Here is a 15006-nt window from a genome sequence, read left to right on the forward strand (position 1 = left end):
GGCGCAAGGCTCGATACCACGCACGGAGCGTATCGATCCGGTTGTCTACTTCACTTGTATGAAGTGCGGATTACGCAACGGACACTCAGTCGACGAGTCGTGGGTGCTTCCCACTTCGAGTCCTCGCGTGCAGCCCGACCGGCCGTACTACCAGATGGATGATGGCAGCATCGTAATCCGGTAGGTGAGTGGGTAGAATCCCGGCTGCAACCGATCGGATCAAAAAGATTCGTGGTGCCTCGACGACAAAGGGCCCCTCACCGAAGTGAGGGGCCCTTCTCGTCTATCCAAATTTCTTCAGAGTTCTACGAACTTGCTTCAAGATTAACACAGAATTGTGCTCTGTATCAGTCAACTTTCGACAGCGTGGCGGCTGCCGTTTCGATTGCTAGGGCGAGCTCCCGAATCCGGAACGTGGTGTCGCATGCACGGCAAAGCCCCTTGCCTCGGTCGAGGAGATCTGGACCGTCGTGAAATGAGATGACGAGCGGACGCGGGTATTTCTGACCTGTCTCTGGGTTCCACCATTCCGTCGCTTCACAGACGGGACATGCGTCAGGGAGATCCCGTGTTCGTGGTGGGTCGAACATGGCGGAGATCTGTGCAGCCCATCCGTTCATTTGACGGGAGTAGAAACGTTCGGCCTCCAGCGACGGTTGGCCGGCCGCGGTGAACGCGATGAACCAGGCACGCAGCATGGGCCCGGGTAGGTCGCCCGTCTTGACCGGTATCTTCACTGCACGCGCCCAGTCTTTGATCATCGAGCTGATCGTGACGAACCGGTGGAGAGCATCATTGTTCAGCATGTTGCGCTCGTTCGCCAGCGAGCCGGATCCGCCAATTCCGATCGTCCCGCGGATTGCTTCGTCGAGCTGATCCAGTAGCGAGGGCAGTTCGACAGTGGCGACTGATGTCCCCGGCATTGCTGCGTCCGGTGAATCCTGAATCACCTTGCTTCGGACCGGTTTCGTTAGTGCGTCGACGGCGTCGAGAAGGTAGTTGTCGCTCATGATGGATCTCCTTGCTTGAAGGTCAGACGTGGGGCGACGGGGGAGGCCCAGTTGCCCGGGCCCCCGCGGCGTCCGTTTCGGGTATGGCAGTCGCAGGAACGCTTTCCGCATCCGTACGGGGTTTTGCATTTTGCGCAGCACCGCTGCGGCTTCGGACGTCGCGGTGCCGGGCCCTGACCGTTCAACCAATTGACGGCATCCATGGCCAGGCACCTCCTCGCTGCATGTAGCGGGGGAAGTCGCGGACGTCGCGATCTCCTCGCCATTTCACGACCTGCACCATGCCGGATGCGTCCGTGACGCGCAGGCCCATTCCGAACTCGGGCCAGCCCAGTAGCGCGGACGAACCTCGAGGGCGGAGTTCCCGCTCTCCATCGCCGCCGGTGGACTTGCCGGCGTGCGCCTCCATTACGAGAGCAATGTCGCGATCGCGGAGCGAGTCGAGGGCGACGATAAGGGGGGCAGCATCGTCGTCATTGTTGATTGCACCGGGCACGAGCTTGTAGAGCGGCCCGATGAACAACACGTCCGGCTTGTGCAGATCCACAAGCCGGTGCACCTCGCCCAAGTGCTGCTCTTTGGTGATGTCGATGCGATGTGAAGCCATCACCCGAACTGTTTCTCCGGGATCTGCTGAGCCCTCTCGAGCCGCGGTGTTCGTCATCCACCGGACTGCTCGGCGCCACTGTCGTTCGGTGTTTTCCGCGTCCACCACCAGCACGCGTACCGGTTCGATCGGCGTGAAGTTCGTCGGGTGGATGCCCGCGGCAGACAGGATCGCCAGCTGTCGGACGAACGTCGTCTTCCCAGCGCCCTCTCCGCCGGTCAGAATCAAGCGGTCCTTGCGCTCCAGCAGGTTTGGGATGACCCAGTCGTATTCGTCAGAGCCGTCCAGTATTGCGGATAGCTTCTTCGCAACGAACATCGACGTCGACGCTGACTCACGCAAACGTTCGAGCTCGCTGATGGCCTTCGACACCGCATCCGGAGATGCCCAGGAGGGATTTGCGGCGTTCGCCACTACCCGAGTGCCGATGTCACGCAATCCTCGTCGGATAGCGGCATCACGCACCGCGATGCCGTACTGACTAATCGACTGCGCGTGCGCAACGTTGTCAGTCCACGTGAACACCTCGCCCGGCTCAATTCCGCGGATTTGCCACTCCGGGAAGTGATTGCCAATTGCGATTTCGTTGACGGGAGCACCGACTGCCAAGAGCCGACCCATGCCTGCGAAGATCGCGCCCAGGCGTTGATCCTCGAAGTCATCCGCGGACACAACGTCGGCGGCAAACCGGTACACCTTCGGATCCATGAGTACCGATCCCAGAACGGCCCGTTCTGCGGGCGACCCCGTCATGTCTGCATCCAAGCGTCGGGGTTTGTCCGAGGCTTGTTCGCGTCTTCGGCGCGCGACCGATCTCGCTGCAGACGCACGGTGTCGTACTTCTCCCGGAACTTGGGCATAGACAGGATGTTGGACTTCCAGAACGCATCAGACTGCGTCCACTGAAGCAGCGCGACACACTCCGCCACAGGCCGGTGGTCAACGTTCAACATCAGCCGGGCTGCTTCGTGCCAGCCCTTGCCAATGTTGGGTCGCTTCGAGCCGTTGCCTTCGACCAAGTCGGCGAGGATCGTGCAAAGACGCGCGACGTCGGGGCGGACTTCCGCGACGACTCTCTTCTTTTCTATTCCCTTCTCTTCTATTCCATTCAGGGGAGAGCCCTCGGGAACTTTCTCGCTCACTCGGGACGGCTCCGGAGCGTTCATTGAGCTGAGGGGCTGAATCCCAGTGAAACGCGTTGCAGCGGGGTGCGAGACCTGCTGGTGGCGCTTCCAATTCGTTATCTTGAGAAGCGGGCCCTGGTCCGACGTGAATTCTCGCAGCTGGCCCGATTCCAGAAGATTCCGGAGCGCGCCAGAAACATCGAGATCGTCCGCGGGGAAGATCTGCATCTTGATTCGCTTTGCGTTGAACGAGATGTAGCCGTCGTCATCGACGAAGTTCCACAGCCCGATGAAAAGAAGACGAGTCGGCATTGGCAGATCAACGATTCGATCATCCACCCAGAACTCAGGTTTGATACTCCTAATTCGAGCCACGGTGATTCACCCCCTTCGGGCAATTGATGGTGCGTCGGATAAATGACTTGGCTGGCACTAGATACGACCGCCGAGAATTACGTTGACCTGCTCGATCGCGATGCCGGATGCTTCGGCGATCTGCGTAGGACTCAGGTCGTATTCGCCTGCGAGCGAGATGTACCTCCGATCCTCTTCTGCCTGCTTTTCGTGGTTGCTTTTCACGAGTCGGAGATGGTTGAGAGCGGCCTGCTGGATAGTCGACGGGGCTGTCACGGCGGCGTTCTCTCGAGTAGTCGCGGGCACCGTGCCGTTCTTGCGTTCTGCTTCCTTGACGGCTTGCATGAGCTCCGCGATGTACAGTCGCGCAGCGGCCGTCGTCATGACCGTGTCCTCGAGATACGGATCCACGACGAAGGTGCCAGACTCACAGTTGTTGTGAATCGACAGAGTCCCCGCGGTTGCCGAGAACGAGAGAGTTGCTTCCTCCCAGGACTCAACTTCCGCGCCATCACCGTCTGTCGCGGTGTGGTGTTCGAATCTGAACGCGAGGGGGGCGCCGGGGCGCGCGAGAGCGTTGTCCTCTGGATTGGCCACTTCAAGGTGGCGCCGCATCACTTCGTTCGTGAAGTTGCCGAATGCCTCATTGAGCTCCGGGATCCGGCTGAATGGAACCTGCGTCCCGTAGCCGCCGCCCCACTCGAGACGCAGCTCCGGTTCGCCGTCATCCTCGGTAACGGTGAAGGCGGAGATGCCGGCCTCATCGTCGGCGTTCGTCGACGCAATCGCGAGATCGTGGGTCTCACCGAACCGCCAACGCTCGTCATCGGTGTCTTCGGGCGACACTTCGGGAGAACCTACGGCCACGGCCGTCGCCTCTTTTGCTCGCGCAGCGCCGCGGGCAGCAAGCTCATCCCACTGTTTGGTTATCTCGAGGTCGGGCGCGGTGGCCATGTCGACGACACGTTGCACATCCTGGCGGGCGTTCGCCTGTCGCATGAGCAAGACGCGCTTCCTCAGTACAGCGATCACTTCCTCCCGGGCAGCGGTTCTCGCGAGAGACCGTTCCCATGCCTCTGTGATCGTGGTGTCTGCAGCGGTCGCGAAGCGGCCGACTGCCGCAGAATCACCGCGGTTGTGAGCCTGCGCCATGAGGAATGCGCGCTGGGTTGCGATAGTGACAGCGTCCGTGGTTGATGCGATACTTGACATGATTCGTTCCTTACTTGGTAGTTCGGCTTCGGATTCGGTCCCCTCATTGGCGTGAGGGGATTTTTTGTTTGGTTCAAGTTGGACGCTCGAGCTTTTTGTCAACTCCGCGCCTTCGCTTCCTGAGTCGAAAGCCAGGCATCGACAGTTTCCTGACGCCACCGAACTCGGGATCCGATAAGAAATCCCTGCGGCATATCCGCGCCGGTGGACCGCCATCGGTAAAGCGTCTGAACGCTCAGCCCGAGCTGAGCTGCGAGGTCTTCGATGTTCAGATAAATGCTCTGGTTTTTTTGGTTGGAGGGGATCTGTGGACCGTTCGAACTGGACATAACGTCGACCATTCGCATTTTGCGAAGTTACCGATAGACATTTTGTCGTTTTGCTACTCCGTCTGCTCGCAACTATACGACTTTCTGCAAACGCATACAAATGTGGGTAAGATTCGCAATATGGCAACAAACTACGAAAAGACGCCTCTAGGTGTGCGCCTTGCAGCGTTCCGAAAGAGGGCCGGGTTTAGTACCGCTGAAGCCCTCGCTGATGCAATTCCGAGCGAAAGGGTCACTCGAGCGACGATCGTGAGCATCGAGCTTGGCCGATCCAGGGATCCATCGATGAGCGTCATTATGCTCATTGCGAGTGCTCTTCAAATATCACCGCTCGAACTCATGTTCGACTTGAGCCGGCCTTGGGAGCCCCTCGAGTTGACGGGGATGGCGAAACCGTACGCCGACATGACAACGATCGAGTACGTGGCGCAAATGCAGGTGCTGGACTTTCGGAACCCGAATAGCGGTCCTGCGCTTAGAGGCTATGGCGATATCGTGGCATCCCTGTCGGAAGCTGAGCTATATATTCGCGTTGCGGCGACTATCGAGGCCTCAGTCGACTCAGGAGCTCGATGGAAGCAAGCGAATGGGATTTGGACACAGGAGGGCCCGAAGGGCCCTGGCGTATGGACGATCTCCAGCTACTACGGCTCCACGCATTTCGACAGGCCCGATCAGGTCGCCAAAGAGGCAGTGGTGGGATCATACGTGGAGTTGATTAGCGCGCTCGGCTGGATGGGAGGGCTGCAAGAGAGTCGGCTTGAAGATATCTCTAGCGCTGTGTGGGAGCGCATAAATGTGGTTGGTGACGAGGTGGAGCGATATTTGACTGACGTTCCGTCTATCTCTCTACCTAAGCCTGAGTGGTCCAAGAGATACGCACGACTGCCTCGCTTGCGCCATCAGGACCACTTGCAGAGGCTTTTCCGGACTAGCACGGCTGATCGCGAGGTGGGTTGATGGCGCGACCGCGAACTCCGATCGGTAGCAACGGGGTAATCAACACTGTCGAGACGAGCCCAGGCGTGTGGCGGTCGCGAACGCTACACCGCTTCCCGGACGGTTCCTATCGCCAAGTTGAGCGAGTTCGGAACGGTAAGACGGGTGCCAAGTCGGCGGCAGCGCTTCGAGAAGCGCTGGTTGATATTGCTGCGCCAGGCGATGGGTCCATAACCTCCGCCACGTCGCTATCAGAATTGGCAGACCTCTTCCTGCAGACCAAGCGTGACACCGAACGAGCCGATCGCACTATCGACACATACCGTCATCAGATTGAGAAGATCATCCGCCCGCGACTCGGCGACATGCGGGTGTCGGAGGCCACAACTGGCCGGCTCCAGGTGTTTTTCACTGCCGTCAGCAAAGAGCACGGTCACGGGTCGGCGAAGGGCTGCCGGTCTGTTCTTTCCGGCATGTTCGCGATGGCGCTGCGGAACGATGCGATTCTGTCCAATCCGGTTGTCGGCGTGGAAGGCATTCGGAAAAAAACGTCTCGCGCCGCCAAAGCGATTCCGCTCGCGGATGTGGCAGCATTCCGAGTCGCAATTCGAGGCGACGACGAACTTCAACGCCTCGACATGGTTGACCTGTGGGATTTCATGTTGTTCACGGGTGCTCGGATTGGAGAGTCCTTGGGTCTGCGATGGTCTTATGTCGATTTCGAGGCCGGTACCGTCGCTTTCGCCGCTGGAGTGAACCGTGTGAGGGGGAAAGGCTTGGTCTTGCAGGAGTGGCTGAAGACAGATGGATCGACACGCACTATCAGTGTGCCTGCCGAGCTTCTCGACGTTCTCCGTGTGCGTCCGCGAATCAGCGAGATGGTGTTCCCCTCGATGCTGGGGAAGCTCCGGGATACCTCCAATACAGAGGCCGACTGGAGAGCGAATCGAGATCGCTTGGGTTACCCGGGATTGACGAGTCATGCGTTCCGTAAGACAGTGGCCACAGCACTGGACGTTGCCGGACTGTCTGCGCGGGCGATTGCCGAATATCTTGGTCACAAGCAGCCGTCCATGACTCAAGACGTGTACATGTCACGCACCACTGGAAGCAGCGTTGCCGCATCCACTCTTAGCTCAATGTTCGGAGTAAGTTCGGAGTCATCCGCACCGCGAATCTCTGATCCCATACAAACAAAGGAAAGCGGTGGGCCCCGCGGGGCTCGAACCCGCGACCCGCGGATTATGGGTATGACGTTTCACGCGTGGTGTCGCTTGACTTCTTCCGCGAGGAACATCGCGAGCTGGCTGCCGCGTAAGCGATCCTCACTTGGGTGTATATACACCCTGCCCAAAGGTATGTCTTTTAGGGGTAGACCGATAGGTCCATTAACTGGGGAGTAGAACACTCGTGGTTCTGTATCTAGTGTCTGAAGGTATGAGCTGGAACGACGCTCTCCGTGACTTCGCGGCGTACCAGTACGCAGCAAACCTCTCCGAGAAGACAATAAAAAACCGTGAAGAAACACTCCGTCAATTGGAGCGACACTGTGGCGTGCCACCCCTTGAGGTGACGATCGCGCATCTGCGCCAAATGCTTTCCCGACCGCACCACCGAACCGGTGGCCGGCTGCAGCAGGGAACGATGCAGGCGGAGCGCTCGTACTATCAAACGTTCTTCAAATGGCTCGTCGAAGAGGGCTACTCGACAGCGGACCCGTCGGCTCGCCTGATGAAGATCAAAGTCGCCAGACGGAAAGCTCGCCCCCTCCGCGTCGACCAGATCGACAACATGGTCGACTCCGGTGCCTACGCGCGCACCCGCGACCTCATCACGCTCCTCGCGGCCACCGGGCTACGCATTGGAGAAGTCGTAAAGATCCGGGGGGAGGACGTGGACCGTGTCGCCATGATGCTCAGCACGACGCGGAAGGGTGGCCTGGAGCATCGCATCGCCCTGTCGCCGGCACTCCGGGAGCTGGTCGACCGATACCCGATGTCTGGCTGGTGGTTCCCCTCGCCCTACAGAAACAAGCTGTTCCCCGATGGGGGCGGTCACATTCTCATGGCATCCGCGAGCACTGTCGTCGCCGCGGCGATCAAGCGCGCCGGCATCACCGACGTCCGACTCACGGGCCACTCGCTGCGCCACTACTTTGCGACAACGCTGCTCCGGATGGGCACCGACATCCGCGTCGTGCAGGAACTGATGGGCCACGCCTCACTCGCGACGACGCAGCTCTACCTCGAGGTCACCGACGAGGACATGCAGGACGGCGTGATCGTGATGCCCGTGCAGGCGGTTCGCGAGCACTCCGGCCGACGTGGCAGAATGGCGGCGTAGCTCTTCCGGTATCCCCTGCTGGTTGAGTTCACGGGCCGTTAGCTCAGTTGGTAGAGCATCAGACTTTTAATCTGCGGGTCCGGGGTTCGAGCCCCCGACGGCCCACCGCATCATTCCTCTTCGTCGACGTATCGCTCGAGTGCTTCGCGGACAACGTCGGTCACTGTTCGCCCTTCGGCGATCGCCTTCTCCTGGGCAGCGCGATACAGGTCTTCCGGGATCCGGAAGCTGCGTGCGGGTGTCGCTGGCTGATTGGGCACGCTGATATCGTGCCAGACCCCTTTTGCGGGTGTATATACACCTGATAGGTTCTACGCCCATGACGGGCCTTGAGCCAGCGGAATCGGGCGGCGATCGCGAGGTGTTCGTCGACGCGGATCTGTATGCGCGTGCAGCTGCTCGCGCGGCCGCGCGGGGCGAGTCGGTGGAGGACGTTGTTGCTCGTATTCTGGCGGAGTACTCCGGTGTTGCGGATCCGGCGGGGGAGTGAGTCTCTCCCGTTTGGGGCGTGGCTGCTGGCTGGCGTCGTCGGTATGCTCCGACCATGACCAACGTTGAACCATCAACCACTAGTGACCCTTCGATTCTGTGGGAAGCGGTGGGGCAGCCGTTGACTCGTATCGGTGCCGGCCGTTACAAGCTCACCGCCGACATCCTCTCGGCCGAGGTGGGCGTGGTGTCGATGCGTGGCCAGCAGATCGCAACGCACGAGATTCACGACGTCGACTTCACGCAGGGAATGGCCCAGAAGATGCGCGGCGTCGGCACGATCGTGCTGACCGCTATCCGGTCGGTGGGGCGCGAGCAGATCTACCTGGAGGACGTCCCCAACTTCCGTGAGGGCGTCCAGGCGATCAACACGGCCGCGCTCGGAGCGCGGGACTCGCTCCGCGTAAAGGAGCAGACCACCAACGTGAACCACGCCGGCACCGCGCCTGGAGTGCCTGTCATCGCAGCACCAGCTGCAGCGGCACCGGATTTCATGAGCGAGCTGGCCAAGCTGGCCGCGTTCCGCGATCAAGGCGTGCTGACGGATGACGAGTTCACCGCGGCGAAGGCGAAGCTGCTCGGCCTGTAATGGATGAGGTGATCGCGCCGAACTGCCCGGAGTGCCTCGCGGCGCTCGAGGTGCTCGGCACGGTCGAGCACCCGTACTGGTGGTGCCCGGTGTGTAAGGTCGCCCGGTTGTCGTAACATCGTCAGCTGCAGGGCCGTGCTGCTTCGATCGTAGGAGTGTGCGTGGAAGGCTTTCACCGGTGGATTACCCCCTGGCCGATGATTCAGATCTCCGACTGTGAGTGGATCATCATGCGTGACGACCCGCGCAACCCCGCGGCGATCGTGCGTCGGCTGACGTTCGACGGGGAGACCTTCTATCGAATCGTGCGCTGGGCGCCGACCAGCGAGGGGCGGAAGCTGTTCGGCTACGTCCGCACTCTGGAGATCGCGGACATGTGCGTGACGTTCGTCAACGAGCCAGAGAAGACCGCTGGGCAGCTGTCACCTGATCGCCCAGGCGCGTGGGCCGACGGGCGCGCTTAACGCAAAATGAACCCCCTCGCTGATGGCAGCGAGGGGGTTCATTCGTTCCGGATCCAACCTTATCCCGTCCCGTCCAAGTTGCGCTAGCGCAACCATCCGTGCTACTTTGGGTTTACAAACAACGGAGGGGGTGATAACAATGGGTAAAGAACTAGCCAAGATCTTCAAGGCAGCTGAGGCGCAGGGCTTCACAGTCAGCCGTACCAAGAGCAATCACTACACGGTCTACAAAGACGGTGCACGAGTGACAACGTTCGCGGGAACGGCAAGCGACCAGCGCAGCATCAAGAACGGTCTGGCCTACATGCGACGGGCAGGATTCATCTGGCCCCCGTAAACAGCTAAGCGGGCCGGAGACACTCCAATTGTCTCCGGCCCGCTACACCCACAGTAAGACGAAAGGCCCATCCCATGGAATACAACGCACGAATCGAATTCGCCGAACGCGACAGCGACGATGCCGCTGACCGCCTCGTCACCGCGCTCGAACCGTTCAGCCCCGCCGCCGGCGTCTCCGTTGACGGACATCTCGAAGTGGTCATCACCCTGTACGCTGCGGACGTGCGCCAGGCCACGGCGAGCGCGTTGGCGCTGGCTGGGGAAGCGTCGACGTCTGACGTCTTGGCGCTCGAGGTAATGACGACGGCCGCGTTCGATCGTCGTCGTGAGCTCACCCCCATGCCGGAGCTGGTCGACGCTACTGGCGCGGCCGAGATTCTCGGCATCAGCCGGCAGGCAGTCGGGAAGAAGCTCGACGCCGGTCAGTTGCCGGGGCGGCGCATCGGGGAGAGGGGCATGGCGTTTCCGCGTGCCGATCTTGAACGGATTGCGCTGATCCGTGGCTCACGTTTCGAGGAGGCTGCCGACCGGCTGGTTGACGCCCTGCGCGACATTCAGGCGGTGAAGGGTCACTCGACGCAGGAGGAGTATCTCGACCCGCGCAACTAACGCAAAAAAGGCCCCGGCCTGGCACCTCGTGAGAGGACCAGGCCGGGGCCTTTGCTTTGCGGTGGTGCTATCGGGGCGGGTACCCGACGGATGTTGAGTTATCTGCCGCGCCTTCGAATCGCCATCCGGGGGTTCGGCCGTCGGCAAAGTCGGGGATAGTCAGGCCCGGCGTCAGCTGCGCTTTGGTCGCGTAGGCGGTTCCGTCTGGGCCGCTGTCGGCGAAGATGCGGACGCGCGCGAACACAGCGTTGGAGGGCGCCTTCGCTGCGGCCGAACCGAACTGTGTCCACACCCCCGGCTGCACAATGACAGTGCCGCCGGCAGCAGTACTCATTGCGCCCCGGCCCGCGGCGAGGAGCAGCGTTCCCGCGGAGTCGTGGAAACTCATATCGACGTTGAGCGTCATCCCCGCCGTGATGCTGGCCCAGACCGACGCGCGATAGTTCTGGCCGGGAACCACGGGCAGATTGATGCTCGATTGCGTGAGCACCAGCGCACCCGATACGCGCACGAACTGCAGGCCTGGTATCCCCAGCCCTGGGACGCTGGGGTTGGCCGTGCATCCAGCGGTTACCGCCCAGTTTGCCAGTGGGGCGGATGCGGCGAAACGTCCGTTGAAACACGAGTTCCGGTACGGCTGCGCCCCTTGGTCGACCGTCGCCGACCTCATGCGGCCAGCTCCCACGCTGATCGAACGTAACGATCGTCAACTAAGCGGGGGGGGGGGGGTAACCAATGCTCGGGCCGCTGTTGCCGTTGAGGTACCGCCACTTGGGCATCGCTCCGTCGGAGAACGGGTACAGGTTCGAGCCTTCAGTGACCATGGCTCCGGCGATGTCGAACGTGTCGTTCACTCCGAACGCTACGGCTGCGTTCCCGAATAACAGGTCCATCCGGAGCTGGGCCGCCTCTGCAGGCGAGGTAGTGATGATGGACAGGCGCGCCCACTGGTTGGGAATCAACGTCACATCGGGCGCGTCGAAAGTCCAGCCGGCGCTGGCGGCCGCGTTCAGATACTGCGCCCGGCACCGGAGCGATTGCGCGACGCTGCTCCGGCACCAGTAGGACATCGCGTATCGGATGGCCGGGCGGACCAAAGCCGTCAAGTTTCCATCCGCGATTATGAGTCCCACACCCGCTGCACCTGGTGTCCCAGCCGCGGTGTTGACCCGGCGCGCTGCGACGCCGTAAGGGGTGCCGGTGAGCAGCGAGGCTGTCGCATTTCCCCCGCCGGCGGTGAGCGGGACGAACCAGCCGTCATAGCTGGTGGAGGGGTGCGACCTGGCCAGGTTGATGATTGGCTGCGCCCGGGATTCCAGAATGGCGCTACGCATCGAATGTCTCCACCTTCATCGGCGCGGGCCAGGGAACCAGGTGTGTGAGATCGGTCTCCGTATCGTCACGAACCTCGCCGAGAGCGGCGAGTACTTCGAGGGTTGGCGCGAGGGCCTGCACTCGGTAGGCCACGACGACGGTGGGGTCCGCGGCCGCGGCGAGAGGCTCGATGCTGCCGACGGATGCGCCGGCGGCGATGATGCGCGCGATCGCGTCGTCGCGTCGTTCTTCGGGAGTCATGCTCACACCACCCATGCAGTCGGGATTGCCAGTGCGGCCGCGCCCAGGTAGGCGGACCAGGTTGCGCCGTTCCACTCGAGGCGGATGACGTCGACCGAGTTGGCGGCGGTGGAGAGCGTGATCGGCACCGCGTAGCCGGTTCGTGTGTTCACGATCGTGAGGGTGCGGGATCCGGTTGCGTCCTGCTGCAGCTCGAGCGTGCAGGAGTACGCGAGGCCGGCGGTGCCGGCGGCGAGGGTCAGCACGACGTTGCCCGTGAGTTTCTGTAACAGGTAGGTGGATTTGCTCTGCGCCTGTGTGAGGGCCACAGCGCCGGTCCACGTCCCTTGTGCTGCCGTCGCCACGATTGTCTCGTTCTTGGCCGCTACAGCGATCGTGGCGGCCTGTCCCGCGGTCGTTGCGTAGGTGCCCGTCTGGGTGACGGCCGCTTGAATCTGTGCGAGCAGCGCGTCACCGAGAGATGTTCCCGGAATCGGGACCATGGTCGTCGGGTTGACGATGACGAGCTGGTTGAAGTTGAACGGGCCAGAGCCCGCGGGAAGGATCGCGGCCGCGTGGTATTCCCACGTGCCGTCGGCCGCGAGGATGTCGATCTGGTAATAGCAGTCGATCGGCAGCGGCAGCAGCTGGAACGGTGTCGAGGGAACGCCAGCGGTGAGAGTGACGGTGACGGGCGTGCCGCCGATCACCGACGCCCCGTCAACGCGAACAGCGGGGTGATACCCGCGGTACACCTGTGAGGTGATGGTCGCGTTGACGGGGGCTGTGCCACCGAGGATGTCTTGCAGAGTGGAGAGATTTACGGTGGCCATCGGGGATCCTTACTGGCAGCTATCGCATTGCAGGTCGTCCATCGGATCTACCGGGACGTCGTACTCTTCGGTGGGATCCACCAGGTGTTACTCGTCGAGGTCGTTCGGGAGGGTGGATACGTCGACGGGGACTCCAGCGGTTGCGGTGCCCGCGTCGATGGGCTTCGAGGTCGCGCTCTCCACCGCGGCCGCGGTCTTCTTCGTGACGAGGGTGTAGGACGCCTGGCTGACAACGAGGCCGAGCAGCAGCAGCGCCCACCACGCGGGGATCGGATCGCCGGAGGCTGCGTAGTAGATCACCAGGGCGATCGCGCTGATGAGCAGCGAGACCACCACGGAGACGATCTTGCGCTGCGGGACCGTCCATCGCGGCTGGTTCACAACGGCGATCGCATACGGCGCGAAGAGGCCGAGCAGCGCGATGATCGCGACGGGGACGGTGGGGATATCAATGTTCACGGTGTTACTCCTTGATGTTGGCCGCGGCACGCAGGGCTGCGAGCTCGTCGGCTGGGATGGTGGCCTCGTTGGGATCGAGGTCGAGACGGTCCATGTCCATCACGGACGGCAGCGGCATCTCGCCGTGCCGGCCGATTCGGTCCCACCTGAGCAGCTCGTGGAACCAACGGCGGACAATGGCCTTCGTGGTGCGGTCGCTGCTCTTCAGCGTCGCGATCTCTTTGTCTTGCTCGTCGAGTCGGAGGTACACGCGCTCGAGCTCTTTGGCCATGCGTGCGTCGATGCGTGCGTCGACGGCGTTCTTGTTCTCCCCGCGACCCTTCACGAATACGAACACAAGGCCAATGAAGGTGACGCAGGTACCGATCAGACCAAGCCATGTTTGAGCGGTCATCAGTCACCCGCCCGCTCATCGAGGGCGGCCCGCCGGGCGACGTGCTCAGCCCGGCGGGTGCGACGCTCCGCACCCAACATGCCGAGCCGCCACGCGGGCAGAAGACAGAACCCGATGGCGATCGTGGAGACGAAGCCTCGCGTGGGGTCACCGTTGGCGGTGAGTGAAATAAGTGCACCCACGTATGACGAGAGCAACCCGATAATCGCTGCCTTGGCGATGACTTCGGGGAGCCACAGGCTCGGGAAGGCGATGCCCAGCAGTGCGAGTAACCCAGCGAGTGCGAACAGCTGCGAGACGGTGTCGATCATCGAGCTCGGGTAGAACTCTTCGACTGCGGGGACGCCGAAGCGGGCGCCAAGGATCCCGCCGATGATGATGAGGACGTCGTAGAGCGGGAGCACGACGCGTTTCAGGCTGCGGTACTTCCATTCATCGGGAGGGATTGCGCCCTTCGCCCAGATGGAAGCGGCCCACACCCGCGCGATGGGGTTCGTCACGGCGGCTAGACCGGGATGCCGTAGGTGGCCCAGACGGCTTTGCCGTCCGCATCTTTGACGACCAGGTGCGCGTCAGCCTGGAACTGAAAGACCCCGTCGGCGGTGTTGGGTATGCGGTTCGTTCCCGACACAAAGGCGGGGATTATCTTGCCTTTTTTATTGGTAACGAACACGGCGAAGTTGCCGTCGCCGATCTTCTTGATGAAGGCCTTGGAGCCGAACTGCTTGGTGCCGAGCTTGGCGATCGGGACGCCCTTGTACTTGATGACTGTCTCACCATCGAACTGGGGCGAAAGGGTGCAATCGCCAGACACCATCGTGCCGCCGGTCGGTATGACTTCGCCAGCACGCAGAACTGCCGCGGCCGCGCCCTTCTTCGGGGCGACGACGGTGCGCACGGGCTTCTTCACGGGTGCGACATAGCCGCCCACATACATGAAGTGATTGGGATCCGCCGCGCCGAACTCCCGTGTAAGGCGGAATCGGGAAGCGTTTTTCAGCACCCATGCGGCGCGCGCGCCGGTGAAGTCGGAGATGTCGACGCGCGTTCCCCAGCCATGGGTGGAAAATCCAGCGTCAGCGAGACCGATCGTTGAGGCCTTGCTGAGGTTGTGCGCTCCGGGGTGGACGTGCATGTCGACCTGAGTCTTGTAGTTCCGGTACCCGCCATCCGGTTTCACGAAACTGATGGTGATGTTTGCCTCTGCTTTTGCTGCGGCGATCAGGGCTTTCAACGCGGGTGCTGCACTCCGGGCGACTTTCACACCGCCCACTTTGGTTACTTCGAAGATGGTCAGTTTTCCGTTGGCACTCACGGGTGTCTCCTTAAATGACGAAGCCGCCCGGAGGCGGCGGAAG

Annotated in this window: 22 protein-coding genes and 1 tRNA gene; 9 read left to right on the forward strand and 14 right to left on the reverse strand. The window is 61.7% G+C overall.

Annotation, left to right across the window (positions count from 1 at the left end; all coding sequences use genetic code 11):
- Positions 1-347 precede the first annotated feature (347 nt).
- The 5 genes from HB677_RS13225 to HB677_RS18955 form a co-directional block, all read right to left on the reverse strand.
- Positions 348-1010 (reverse strand): hypothetical protein, encoded by a 663-nt coding sequence (locus HB677_RS13225; protein WP_213816197.1) that lies wholly within the window; start codon positions 1008-1010, stop codon positions 348-350.
- Positions 1011-1191: 181 nt separating this feature from the next.
- On the reverse strand, positions 1192-2370 hold the full coding sequence (locus HB677_RS13230) for an AAA family ATPase (RefSeq protein ID WP_213816198.1): 1179 nt from the start codon (positions 2368-2370) through the stop codon (positions 1192-1194).
- Positions 2367-3080 carry a hypothetical protein gene (locus HB677_RS13235; protein ID WP_213816199.1) on the reverse strand — a complete coding sequence of 238 codons (714 nt, stop codon included), beginning with the start codon at positions 3078-3080 and terminating at the stop codon, positions 2367-2369. The genes HB677_RS13230 and HB677_RS13235 overlap by 4 nt, the downstream gene beginning before the upstream one ends.
- 93 nt (positions 3081-3173) lie before the next feature.
- Positions 3174-4307 carry a hypothetical protein gene (locus HB677_RS13240; protein WP_213816200.1) on the reverse strand — a complete coding sequence of 378 codons (1134 nt, stop codon included), beginning with the start codon at positions 4305-4307 and terminating at the stop codon, positions 3174-3176.
- Positions 4308-4405: 98 nt separating this feature from the next.
- Positions 4406-4654 carry a helix-turn-helix domain-containing protein gene (locus HB677_RS18955; protein ID WP_213816201.1) on the reverse strand — a complete coding sequence of 83 codons (249 nt, stop codon included), beginning with the start codon at positions 4652-4654 and terminating at the stop codon, positions 4406-4408.
- A 102-nt stretch (positions 4655-4756) separates the two neighbouring features.
- Between HB677_RS18955 and HB677_RS13250 the strand changes: the two genes are divergently transcribed.
- From HB677_RS13250 to HB677_RS13265, 4 genes are all read left to right on the forward strand, one after another.
- Positions 4757-5596 (forward strand): helix-turn-helix transcriptional regulator, encoded by an 840-nt coding sequence (locus HB677_RS13250; protein ID WP_213816202.1) that lies wholly within the window; start codon positions 4757-4759, stop codon positions 5594-5596.
- On the forward strand, positions 5596-6978 hold the full coding sequence (xerC, locus tag HB677_RS18960) for a tyrosine recombinase XerC (protein WP_374193821.1): 1383 nt from the start codon (positions 5596-5598) through the stop codon (positions 6976-6978). Before HB677_RS13250 ends, xerC begins: the two co-directional genes overlap by 1 nt.
- Positions 6979-7012: 34 nt before the next feature.
- A complete protein-coding gene (locus HB677_RS13260; RefSeq protein ID WP_213816204.1) occupies positions 7013-7918 on the forward strand; it encodes a tyrosine-type recombinase/integrase in 906 nt (301 codons plus the stop codon).
- A gap of 32 nt (positions 7919-7950) precedes the next feature.
- Positions 7951-8023: transfer RNA gene (locus HB677_RS13265), tRNA-Lys, on the forward strand.
- A gap of 5 nt (positions 8024-8028) precedes the next feature.
- On the opposite strand, the gene HB677_RS13270 is transcribed toward HB677_RS13265, so the two are convergent.
- A complete protein-coding gene (locus HB677_RS13270) occupies positions 8029-8178 on the reverse strand; it encodes a ribbon-helix-helix protein, CopG family (RefSeq protein ID WP_213816205.1) in 150 nt (49 codons plus the stop codon).
- A gap of 59 nt (positions 8179-8237) precedes the next feature.
- On the opposite strand from HB677_RS13270, the gene HB677_RS13275 reads away from it, so the two are divergent.
- The 5 genes from HB677_RS13275 (at position 8238) to HB677_RS13295 (ending at position 10408) form a co-directional block, all read left to right on the forward strand.
- Positions 8238-8408 (forward strand): hypothetical protein, encoded by a 171-nt coding sequence (locus HB677_RS13275; protein WP_213816206.1) that lies wholly within the window; start codon positions 8238-8240, stop codon positions 8406-8408.
- A 54-nt stretch (positions 8409-8462) separates the two neighbouring features.
- Complete coding sequence (locus tag HB677_RS18535) at positions 8463-8996, forward strand: SHOCT domain-containing protein (RefSeq protein ID WP_255546609.1); 534 nt, start codon at positions 8463-8465, stop codon at positions 8994-8996.
- A gap of 161 nt (positions 8997-9157) precedes the next feature.
- On the forward strand, positions 9158-9460 hold the full coding sequence (locus HB677_RS13285) for a hypothetical protein (protein WP_213816207.1): 303 nt from the start codon (positions 9158-9160) through the stop codon (positions 9458-9460).
- Between the two features lie 139 nt (positions 9461-9599).
- Complete coding sequence (locus HB677_RS13290; protein ID WP_213816208.1) at positions 9600-9797, forward strand: hypothetical protein; 198 nt, start codon at positions 9600-9602, stop codon at positions 9795-9797.
- 74 nt (positions 9798-9871) lie between these two features.
- On the forward strand, positions 9872-10408 hold the full coding sequence (locus tag HB677_RS13295; RefSeq protein ID WP_213816209.1) for an AlpA family transcriptional regulator: 537 nt from the start codon (positions 9872-9874) through the stop codon (positions 10406-10408).
- A 67-nt stretch (positions 10409-10475) separates the two neighbouring features.
- On the opposite strand, the gene HB677_RS13300 is transcribed toward HB677_RS13295, so the two are convergent.
- From HB677_RS13300 to HB677_RS13335, 8 genes are all read right to left on the reverse strand, one after another.
- A complete protein-coding gene (locus tag HB677_RS13300; protein WP_213816210.1) occupies positions 10476-10898 on the reverse strand; it encodes a hypothetical protein in 423 nt (140 codons plus the stop codon).
- 220 nt (positions 10899-11118) lie between these two features.
- Positions 11119-11742 (reverse strand): hypothetical protein, encoded by a 624-nt coding sequence (locus HB677_RS13305; RefSeq protein WP_213816211.1) that lies wholly within the window; start codon positions 11740-11742, stop codon positions 11119-11121.
- Entirely contained in the window at positions 11735-11983 is a 249-nt protein-coding gene (locus tag HB677_RS13310) for a hypothetical protein (RefSeq protein WP_213816212.1), read from the reverse strand. The genes HB677_RS13305 and HB677_RS13310 overlap by 8 nt, the downstream gene beginning before the upstream one ends.
- A 2-nt stretch (positions 11984-11985) precedes the next feature.
- A complete protein-coding gene (locus HB677_RS13315) occupies positions 11986-12795 on the reverse strand; it encodes a hypothetical protein (RefSeq protein ID WP_213816213.1) in 810 nt (269 codons plus the stop codon).
- An 87-nt stretch (positions 12796-12882) separates the two neighbouring features.
- A complete protein-coding gene (locus HB677_RS13320; RefSeq protein WP_213816214.1) occupies positions 12883-13254 on the reverse strand; it encodes a hypothetical protein in 372 nt (123 codons plus the stop codon).
- Between the two features lie 4 nt (positions 13255-13258).
- A complete protein-coding gene (locus HB677_RS13325) occupies positions 13259-13648 on the reverse strand; it encodes a hypothetical protein (protein WP_213816215.1) in 390 nt (129 codons plus the stop codon).
- A complete protein-coding gene (locus tag HB677_RS13330) occupies positions 13648-14148 on the reverse strand; it encodes a hypothetical protein (protein WP_213816216.1) in 501 nt (166 codons plus the stop codon). Before HB677_RS13330 ends, HB677_RS13325 begins: the two co-directional genes overlap by 1 nt.
- A gap of 5 nt (positions 14149-14153) precedes the next feature.
- Complete coding sequence (locus HB677_RS13335; protein ID WP_213816217.1) at positions 14154-14963, reverse strand: D-alanyl-D-alanine carboxypeptidase family protein; 810 nt, start codon at positions 14961-14963, stop codon at positions 14154-14156.
- Positions 14964-15006 lie beyond the last annotated feature (43 nt).

Source organism: Glaciihabitans sp. dw_435 (assembly GCF_018449675.1).
Lineage (GTDB): Bacteria > Actinomycetota > Actinomycetes > Actinomycetales > Microbacteriaceae > Glaciihabitans.